Origin of the sequence: Kitasatospora sp. NPDC059973, assembly GCF_042737525.1 — a bacterium.
Classification (GTDB): Bacteria; Actinomycetota; Actinomycetes; order Streptomycetales; family Streptomycetaceae; genus Kitasatospora.
Map to the genome: position 1 here is coordinate 1 of NZ_JBHWUI010000244.1, position 8,909 is coordinate 8,909.

Annotated in this window: 8 protein-coding genes; all 8 read left to right on the top strand. The window is 73.0% G+C overall.

Annotation, left to right across the window (positions count from 1 at the left end; genetic code table 11):
- The first annotated feature begins 276 nt into the window (after positions 1–276).
- The 8 genes from ACFWA9_RS36415 to ACFWA9_RS36450 all read left to right on the top strand — a co-directional run bounded on the left by ACFWA9_RS36415 (position 277) and on the right by ACFWA9_RS36450 (position 8,735).
- Positions 277–912, top strand: a complete 636-nt coding sequence (locus ACFWA9_RS36415; RefSeq protein WP_329489804.1) for a response regulator — start codon at positions 277–279, stop codon at positions 910–912.
- Between the two features lie 121 nt (positions 913–1,033).
- Entirely contained in the window at positions 1,034–3,742 is a 2,709-nt protein-coding gene (locus ACFWA9_RS36420; RefSeq protein ID WP_352297594.1) for a DNA translocase FtsK, read from the top strand.
- 274 nt (positions 3,743–4,016) lie between these two features.
- Complete coding sequence (locus tag ACFWA9_RS36425; protein ID WP_352297597.1) at positions 4,017–4,880, top strand: RodZ domain-containing protein; 864 nt, start codon at positions 4,017–4,019, stop codon at positions 4,878–4,880.
- A 96-nt stretch (positions 4,881–4,976) separates the two neighbouring features.
- Positions 4,977–6,449 carry a 30S ribosomal protein S12 methylthiotransferase RimO gene (gene rimO / locus ACFWA9_RS36430; protein ID WP_352297600.1) on the top strand — a complete coding sequence of 491 codons (1,473 nt, stop codon included), beginning with the start codon at positions 4,977–4,979 and terminating at the stop codon, positions 6,447–6,449.
- Positions 6,446–7,084 (top strand): CDP-diacylglycerol--glycerol-3-phosphate 3-phosphatidyltransferase, encoded by a 639-nt coding sequence (gene pgsA / locus ACFWA9_RS36435; protein WP_329489808.1) that lies wholly within the window; start codon positions 6,446–6,448, stop codon positions 7,082–7,084. Before rimO ends, pgsA begins: the two co-directional genes overlap by 4 nt.
- 92 nt (positions 7,085–7,176) lie before the next feature.
- Positions 7,177–7,647 carry a CinA family protein gene (locus ACFWA9_RS36440; RefSeq protein WP_329492264.1) on the top strand — a complete coding sequence of 157 codons (471 nt, stop codon included), beginning with the start codon at positions 7,177–7,179 and terminating at the stop codon, positions 7,645–7,647.
- Between the two features lie 383 nt (positions 7,648–8,030).
- Positions 8,031–8,399, top strand: coding sequence for a helix-turn-helix transcriptional regulator (locus ACFWA9_RS36445; protein WP_329489809.1), 369 nt, complete (start codon positions 8,031–8,033; stop codon positions 8,397–8,399).
- 54 nt (positions 8,400–8,453) lie between these two features.
- Complete coding sequence (locus ACFWA9_RS36450; protein WP_380393374.1) at positions 8,454–8,735, top strand: hypothetical protein; 282 nt, start codon at positions 8,454–8,456, stop codon at positions 8,733–8,735.
- The last annotated feature ends 174 nt before the right edge of the window (positions 8,736–8,909 follow it).

The window sequence follows — 8,909 nt, forward strand, 5'->3', positions numbered from 1 at the left end:
ACCCCGGAGCCCGCTCCGGGGTTCGCGCCTTTCGGGGCGTGCTTTGCTGGCGGGGAGGGCCGGGAACCCGGTAGGGTCACCGATCGTTGCGAACAGTGACCGGACGGCGACTCGCTGGTGAGCGTGCGCCGGGGCACTGGGTGCGCGTTGCCCCGGACCAGGTTTGCGACGGGGCGGTGTGCCGGGCGAGGGGGTGCGGCTAGCATGACCGGGGTAGTGGTGGGCAGTGTGCGAGTGCCTTCCCCAGGCAGGCAGGCGACAGGAGGGCGGGCCGTAATGCAGAAGGCGAAGATCCTCCTGGTCGACGACCGGCCGGAGAACCTGCTGGCGCTGGAGGCGATCCTCTCGGCGCTGGACCAGACGCTGGTACGGGCGGCCTCCGGCGAGGAGGCGCTCAAGGCGCTGCTCACCGACGATTTCGCGGTGATCCTGCTGGACGTCCAGATGCCCGGGATGGACGGCTTCGAGACGGCCGCCCACATCAAGCGGCGGGAGCGTACCCGGGACATCCCGATCATCTTCCTGACCGCGCTCAACCACGGGCCGCACCACACCTTCCGCGGCTACGCGGCGGGCGCGGTGGACTACATCTCCAAGCCCTTCGACCCGTGGGTGCTGCGCGCCAAGGTCTCGGTCTTCGTCGACCTCTACATGAAGAACTGCCAGCTCAAGGAGCAGGCGGCGCTGCTGCGCCTGCAACTGGAGGCGGGCGGCGAGCAGCCTGCCCTCGGCGGTGCGCTGCTCGGCGAGCTGTCGGCGCGGCTGGCGTCGGTGGAGGAGCAGGCCGAGGCGCTCGTCAAGCAGCTGGACGGCACCGAGGACGGCGGGGTCGCCGCCACCGCGGCGCATCTTGAGCGCAAGCTGGCGGGTCTGCGGCGGGCCCTGGACGCGTTGCGTCCCGGGGTGGAGTAGCGGCCGCCCGCGCACCCGTCCGGGTGAAACCTGGGCGGTGTGACGGTGTGTCTGCGACACGGCGGGGCGCCCCGGCTCGGCACGTGGGCACAGCTGGTCGGCCCCGGTAGGCTGCTGAGCCATGGCCACACGTACGCCCGGAAGCGCGGCACGCAACCCGAGTCCGGGACCGTCCAAGAAGGCCGCGGCGAAGGCTCCGGCCAAGCCGGTCGCGAAGAAGGCGGCCGCCAAGAAGGCCGCCCCGGCGAAGAAGGCGGCGGCCAAGGCCGCGCCGCCCGCCCCGCCGGCACCGAGGCCGATACTCTTCCGGGCCGTCCGGGCCGTCTGGCTCGGCCTGGCGCACAGCGTCGGCGCGGTCTTCCGCGGCTTCGGCGACGGCGCCAAGAACCTCGACCCGGCGCACCGCAAGGACGGCGTGGGCCTGCTGCTGTTCGCGCTCGCGCTGGTCACCGCCGCCGGCACCTGGTTCAGCCCGCAGGGCTGGCTCGGCGAGGCGGCCACCAACGTGGTCTCCGGGCTCTTCGGCCGGCTGGACGTGCTGGTGCCGTTCCTGCTGGCCCTGGTCGCCGTCCGGCTGATGCGCCACCCGGAGCTGCCGGAGGCCAACGGGCGGATCATGATCGGTCTGAGCGCCCTGGTGGTCGGCGTGCTCGGACTGGTCCACATCGGCTGCGGCGCGCCCATGATGGGCAGCGGCGCGACCCGGATAAGGGCGGCCGGCGGGATCGTCGGCTGGGCCGTCTCCACCCCGATGATGGCCGCCGCCGGGCCGCCGCTCGCGGTGCCGCTGCTCCTGCTGCTGGCCTTCTTCGGCCTGCTGGTGACCACCGCCACCCCGGTCAACCGGATCCCCGAACGGCTGCGCGCCGCCGGGGTGCGGCTCGGCGTGGTCGAGCCCGGCCCGCAGGACGCCTTCGCCGAGGGGCGTGCGCCGGAGCGCGAGTTCTCCACCGAGCCGCCGGAGGACGCGGACCCCTCGGCGCTGCCGTACCGCGTCGAGATCGACGGTCTCGCTCCGCCGGACGAGGTCGGTGCCCGCCGTCGCCGGCGCCGCCGCAAGCAGCTGGACGACCCGGAGCTCGCCTCCGGCGTCCCCGACCTGCTGGCGAAGGACCCGTTCGGCGAGGACCCGGTGGACCCGTACGCCACCCGCGACCTCGCCGCCGGGGCCGCCGCGGACCTGGACGGCGCGCTGGTCTACGGGGTGCCCGCCTCCTCGGCGGTGGCGGACATGATGCACCAGGTGCAGGACCGCACCGCCCCGCCGGAGGAGGCCGCCGTGCCGCCCGCCCGCAGCGGCGGCCAGGCGGCTCCCGAGGAGCACGGCCCGGCCCCGGTGCGGATGGAGCAGCTCCAGCTCTCCGGCGACGTCACCTACGCGCTCCCCCCGCTCGACCTGTTGGAGCGCGGCGGCCCGGCGAAGGCCCGCAGCGCCCTCAACGACGAGGTGGTGGCCCAGCTCACCGGGACCTTCGGCGAGTTCAAGGTGGACGCCAAGGTCACCGGCTTCACCCGGGGGCCGACGGTCACCCGCTACGAGGTCGAGCTGGGCCCGGCCGTCAAGGTTGAGCGGATCACCGCGCTCGCCAAGAACATCGCGTACGCGGTGGCCAGCCCGGACGTGCGGATCATCAGCCCGATCCCGGGGAAGTCCGCGGTCGGCATCGAGATCCCCAACCGGGACCGCGAGATGGTCAACCTCGGGGACCTGCTGCGCTCGCGCACGGCCGCCGAGGACACCCACCCGATGGTGGTCGGGATGGGCAAGGACGTCGAGGGCCACACCGTGATGGCCAACCTCGCCAAGATGCCGCACATCCTGGTGGCCGGCGCGACCGGCGCCGGCAAGTCGTCCTGCATCAACTGCCTGATCACCTCGATCCTGGCGCGGGCCACCCCGGACGAGGTCCGGATGGTGCTGGTCGACCCCAAGCGGGTCGAGCTGACCGCGTACGAGGGCATCCCGCACCTGATCACGCCGATCATCACCAACCCCAAGAAGGCCGCCGAGGCCCTCCAGTGGGTGGTGCGCGAGATGGACCTGCGCTACGACGACCTGGCCGCGTTCGGCTTCCGGCACGTCGACGACTTCAACGCGGCGGTGAAGGCCGGCAAGGTGACCGCCCCGCTGGGCAGCGAGCGCGAGCTGACCCCGTACCCGTACCTGCTGGTGATCGTCGACGAGCTGGCCGACCTGATGATGGTCGCCCCGCGCGACGTCGAGGACTCGGTGGTCCGGATCACCCAGCTGGCCCGCGCGGCCGGCATCCACCTGGTGCTGGCCACCCAGCGGCCCTCGGTGGACGTGGTCACCGGTCTGATCAAGGCCAACGTGCCGTCCCGGCTGGCCTTCGCCACCTCCGCGATGGCCGACTCCCGGGTCATCCTCGACCAGCCCGGCGCGGAGAAGCTGATCGGCAAGGGCGACGCGCTCTTCCTCCCGATGGGCGCGAGCAAGCCCGTCCGGATGCAGGGCGCGTTCGTCACCGAGGCCGAGATCGCCGCCGTCGTCCAGCACTGCAAGGATCAGCTGACGGCGGTCTACCGGGACGACGTGACGGTCGGCGGCGGGCCGAAGAAGGAGATCGACGAGGAGATCGGCGACGATCTGGACCTGCTGATCCAGGCCGCCGAGCTGGTCGTCTCCACCCAGTTCGGCTCCACCTCGATGCTCCAGCGCAAGCTGCGGGTCGGTTTCGCCAAGGCGGGCCGGCTGATGGACCTGATGGAGTCGCGCGGGATCGTCGGCCCGAGCGAGGGCTCCAAGGCCCGCGACGTCCTGGTGAAACCGGACGAGCTGGACGGCGTGCTCATCGCCATCCGGGGCTGACCGGCCGCCCCGGACGGTGCGTGCCCTTGCGGGTGTTCACTCGTTCGGAGGAGGGTAGGCGCGGTGCGCGGAACCGATCGAACGTGCACCGCGTCACAGGGCGCAGGAGCGGCCTCCGGGTTCGTCGGCCCCCGTCCTGACTGTCGGTCAGTGGACGATCGGAACCGTGCCCGGATGGGCGTGCGCATTCGGTCCTGCTCCGCTTGAGAAACGATCCTCCTCCGCCCCTAGACTGTTCTCCAGCAGGTGGCCATCCGCTCGAAAGGCGTGCACCGTGACCATCGGCAAGTCCCCCGATCGCGAGAACGCTCCGTCCTCCGCCGAGCTGTCCGGCGAGCCGGACCACGCGGCCGATGCCCCGAGCATCGGCCGGGTGCTGTCCGTCGCCCGGATCGACGCCGGACTCACGGTCGATCAGGTGAGTACCGCCACCCGGGTCCGGGTGCCGATCGTGCATGCCATCGAGGAGGACGACTTCGCCCGATGCGGTGGCGATTTCTACGCCCGGGGCCACATCCGGGCGATCGCCCGGGCGGTCGGCGTGGACGGCGAGGCACTGGTCGCCCGGTACGACGCCGCGCACGGCGGGGCCCCCGCCGGCAAGCGGCCCACCCAGCTGATCGACAGCGGGCCGATCAAGGTGCCCGGCCGCGGCCGCCCGAACTGGACGGCCGCGATGGTGGCCGCGATCTTCGCGGTGGTCGCCCTGATCGGCTTCAACCTGGTGAGCGGCAAGACCGGCGGCTCGACCACCGGCTCGGCCAGCGCGCCGCTGCCCAGCGGTTCCGGCACCGGCTCGGTCGCGCCCGTCGCCTCACCGAGCGTCCAGCCGCCGGCCCCGGCGCCCAGCGCCGCGGCGATCGCGGCCGCCCCGGCCGACAAGGTCACGGTGAAGCTGGTCGCCGAGAAGGACACCAGCTGGGTCTCGGCGCTGGACGGCAGCGGCAAGTCCCTGTTCCAGAACAACATCGAGGAAGGCCAGGACCAGACCTTCACCGACCCGAAGCAGATCAAGCTGGTGATCGGCAACGCGGGTGCCGTGCATGTGTACGTCAACGGCAAGGATCTCGGTCCGGCCGGGAAGAACGGCCAGGTGGTGCACGTCACGTACACCCCCGGCGACCCGCAGGCGGGCTGATGGCAGGGGCCGTGCGCCCCGGTGAAGATCTGGTAATCCGAGGCGCGCGGCCTCCGGGGCGAACGGCACCGGAGGCCGCGCGTTAATCTTGGCCCTATGCCTGAACGCCGTACTGTCGCCCTTGTCACGCTCGGATGCGCCCGCAACGAGGTGGACTCCGAGGAACTCGCCGGGCGACTGGAGGCCGACGGCTGGCTGCTGGTCGACGACGCCTCCGACGCCGACGTGGCCGTCGTCAACACCTGCGGGTTCGTCGAGGCCGCCAAGAAGGACTCCGTCGACGCCCTGCTGGAGGCCAACGACCTCAAGGGGCACGGCCGCACCCAGGCCGTCGTCGCGGTCGGCTGTATGGCCGAGCGGTACGGCAAGGAGCTGGCCGACGCGCTGCCCGAGGCGGACGGCGTGCTCGGTTTCGACGACTACTCCGACATCTCCGACCGCCTGCAGACCATCCTGTCCGGCGGCCACCACGCCCCGCACCTGCCGCGCGACCGCCGCAAGCTGCTGCCGCTGAGCCCGGTCGAGCGCCAGGCCGCCGCCGCCGAGGTCGCCCTGCCGGGCCACGGGGCCCCCGAGGACCTGCCCGAGGGCCTCGCCCCGGCCTCCGGCCCGCGCACCCTGCGCAAGCGGCTGGACGACAACCCGGTCGCCTCGGTGAAGCTCGCCTCGGGCTGCGACCGCCGGTGCTCCTTCTGCGCCATCCCGGCCTTCCGCGGCTCGTTCATCTCGCGCCGCCCCTCCGACGTGCTGCAGGAGGCCCAGTGGCTGGCCGCGCAGGGCGTCCGCGAGGTGGTGCTGGTCAGCGAGAACAACACCTCCTACGGCAAGGACCTCGGCGACATCCGGCTGCTGGAGACGCTGCTCGGCGAGATCTCCGCGATCGAGGGCGTCGAACGCGTCCGGGTCTCCTACCTGCAGCCCGCCGAGATGCGGCCGGGGCTGATCGACGCGATGACCGGCACCGCCGACGTGGTGCCCTACTTCGACCTCTCGTTCCAGCACTCGGCGCCCGCGGTGCTGCGCCGGATGCGGCGGTTCGGCTCCACCGACCAGTTCCTGCAGCTGCTCGGGACCATCCGCGGCAAGGCCCCGCAGGCCGGCGCCCGCTCCAACTTCATCGTCGGCTTCCCCGGTGAGACCGAGGAGGACTTCGCCGAGCTGGAGCGGTTCGTCACGCACGCGGGCCTCGACGCGATCGGCGTCTTCGGCTACTCGGACGAGGACGGCACCGAGGCGGCGACCTTCGACGGCAAGCTGCCCGAGGACGTGGTGGCGGACCGGCTGAACCGGCTCTCCAGGCTCGCCGAGGAGATGACCGCCCAGCGGGCCGAGCAGCGGATCGGGACCGAGGTCGAGGTGCTGATCGAGTCGGTCGACGGCGACCTGGTCGAGGGCCGCGCCGCCCACCAGGCCCCCGAGACGGACGGCCTCACCACGCTCACCGGGGTGGCCGACCCGCAGGTCGGCCGGTTCTACCGGGCCCGCGTGGTCGCCAGCGAGGGCGTCGACCTGATCGCCGAGGCGCTGGAGCAGGTCCGGGTCGGCCAGGCCCCGGGAGCCGGGGAATGACCAAGGGGCCCGGCGCTCCGGCCGCGGCTCACCCGGGCAGACCGGCGGCCGCGGCCCCGCCGGCGCCGGGAATCTGGAACATCGCGAACATGCTCACGATGCTCCGGCTGCTGCTGGTGCCGGTCTTCGTGGCGCTGCTCTTCGCCGACGGCGGCCACGACCCCAAGTGGCGCGCGGTGGCTTGGGCCTCCTTCGCGGTCGCGATGATCACCGACCTGTTCGACGGCGAGCTGGCCCGCCGCAAGGGCCTGGTCACCGACTTCGGGAAGATCGCCGACCCGATCGCCGACAAGGCGATCATGGGCTCGGCGCTGATCGGCCTCTCGGTGCTGGGCGACCTGCCATGGTGGGTCACCGTCGTCATCCTGGCCCGCGAGCTGGGCATCACCGTGATGCGGTTCTGGGTGATCCGGTACGGGGTCATCCCGGCCAGCCGGGGCGGCAAGCTGAAGACGCTCACCCAGGGCATCGCGGTGGGCATGTACGTCCTGGAGCTGACCGGCTGGCTGGCCACCGCGCGGGCCGTGCTGATGGCGCTCGCGGTGCTGCTCACCGTCGGGACGGCGCTGGACTACGTCGGGCAGGCGCTGCGCCTGCGCCGTGAGGGGCTGGCCGCGGAGCGCGCCGGCCGGTGAGGGAGGCGGACGGGGTGGGGTTCGGAGCGGACAACGTCGGAGTGGACAACTCCGGAGCGGGCGACGTCGGAGCCGACTACGAGGCGGCGGCGCTGAAGGCGCACGCCGCACTGCGCGGGGAGGGCGCCACGCTGGCGGTCGCCGAGTCGCTCACCGGCGGGCTGCTGGCCGCCGCGCTGGTCGACGTCCCCGGGGCGTCCGCGACCTTCCGCGGCTCGGTCACCGCGTACGCGACCGAGCTGAAGGCCTCGGTGCTCGGCGTCGACGAGGGGCTGCTGGCCGTGCACGGGCCGGTCCACCCGCTGGTGGCCCGGCAGATGGCCGAGGGCGTGCGCCGGCTGCTGGGGGCCACGTACGGGCTCGCGACCACCGGAGTGGCCGGCCCGGATCCGCAGGACGGACAGCCGGTGGGCACGGTACACCTCGCACTGGCCGGTCCGGGGGGAAGTCGGGTCAGTTCGCCGCGACTGTCGGGGGACCGTGCCACAATCCGTCACGGAGCGGTGACCGCCGCTCTGGAGCTGCTCGTCGGGCGGCTCCCGTCCGGTGCGTCCACGCACTGACCAGCTGCTCACCCTCGGTGCCCGCCGCCCGGCCCGCCCCGTCGAAGGCTCCGCCCCCGGTGTCCGGACCGGTCCGTCGGCGCAGATCTCCACCGAACCGAGATCTGCCGAACTGGCGTACGGGGATGAGGTCGACGGAGGATCGTGTTACATCGGAGGTCCTGGGGCAGAAACCAGGTGGCGAACGAGTGGCGCGGCGGTGACCCGGTGCCGCACGGAGGGTACGACGAGGTGCCCGCAGGCCGGGGTGCGACACCGAAACAGGGGAGGGGACAGCCTTGCAGCCCAGAGTGAACACGACCATGGTCCCCGCACGCGAAGCGGGCAAGGCGGTACGGTGGGGGCGTGACATCTCGATCCGCAGTCCGAGGAGGGAGGCACCGATGATCCTGCTCCGTCGCCTACTGGGCGATGTACTGCGTCGGCAGCGCCAGCGCCAGGGCCGCACACTTCGCGAGGTGTCGGCAGCAGCCAGGGTTTCGCTCGGTTACCTCTCCGAGGTCGAGCGGGGACAGAAGGAGGCCTCCTCGGAGCTGCTCTCCGCGATCTGCGACGCACTCGACGTTCGAATGTCCGAGGTCATGCGCGAGGTCAGTGACGAACTCTCGCTCGCCGAACTTGCGGCGATGTCCAGCCTCTCCGAAGGTGAACTGCTGAGGCCGGTGCTCGAACCGGTACCGCTGCCCGCCCCCGGCAACGACCGGGCGAACCTCTCGCCCAAGGCCGCCGCGATGGACGTGGTCGCCGCCTGACCTGGCCTCGACGCCCGGGCGCCTGGTGCCCGGGGCGAGCGAAGGAGGCCGGTTGTGCGGAAGGCAGCTACGACGTTCGCCGAGGCCCGAATACGGCTGGGGCAGCTGGTTCCCCGGCGTCTGCGCAGGCTCCTGCCGATGTCGGCGGGCGCTCTCGCCGGCTGGCTGATGCTCCGGGGCCAACCCGCCGACGGGGCCGCGCTGGGGCTGCTCGCGGCCGGCGGGTGGGGGCTCGGCCTGATCCCGGTGCACGCGGACCGCTGGTCCACCGGACCGGAGCCGCGCCGAACGGGTGAGCCGAAGGCCCGGATGGAGGCAGAGCCTCCGATCGGGTGAGCGCAGTGATGCGGTGCGAAGGCCGCGAGGTGGTTCTCCGCCTCGCGGCCTTCGCCGTGGCCCGGGGCCGGGGGGGGGCCGCGCGGCCCCCGGCCCCGGAGGGGGGGGGGGCGCCGGCCCCGGCCCGGGCGGGGGGGCCCCCAGGCGGCGCCGGGGCTGGGGGGCCCCCACGGC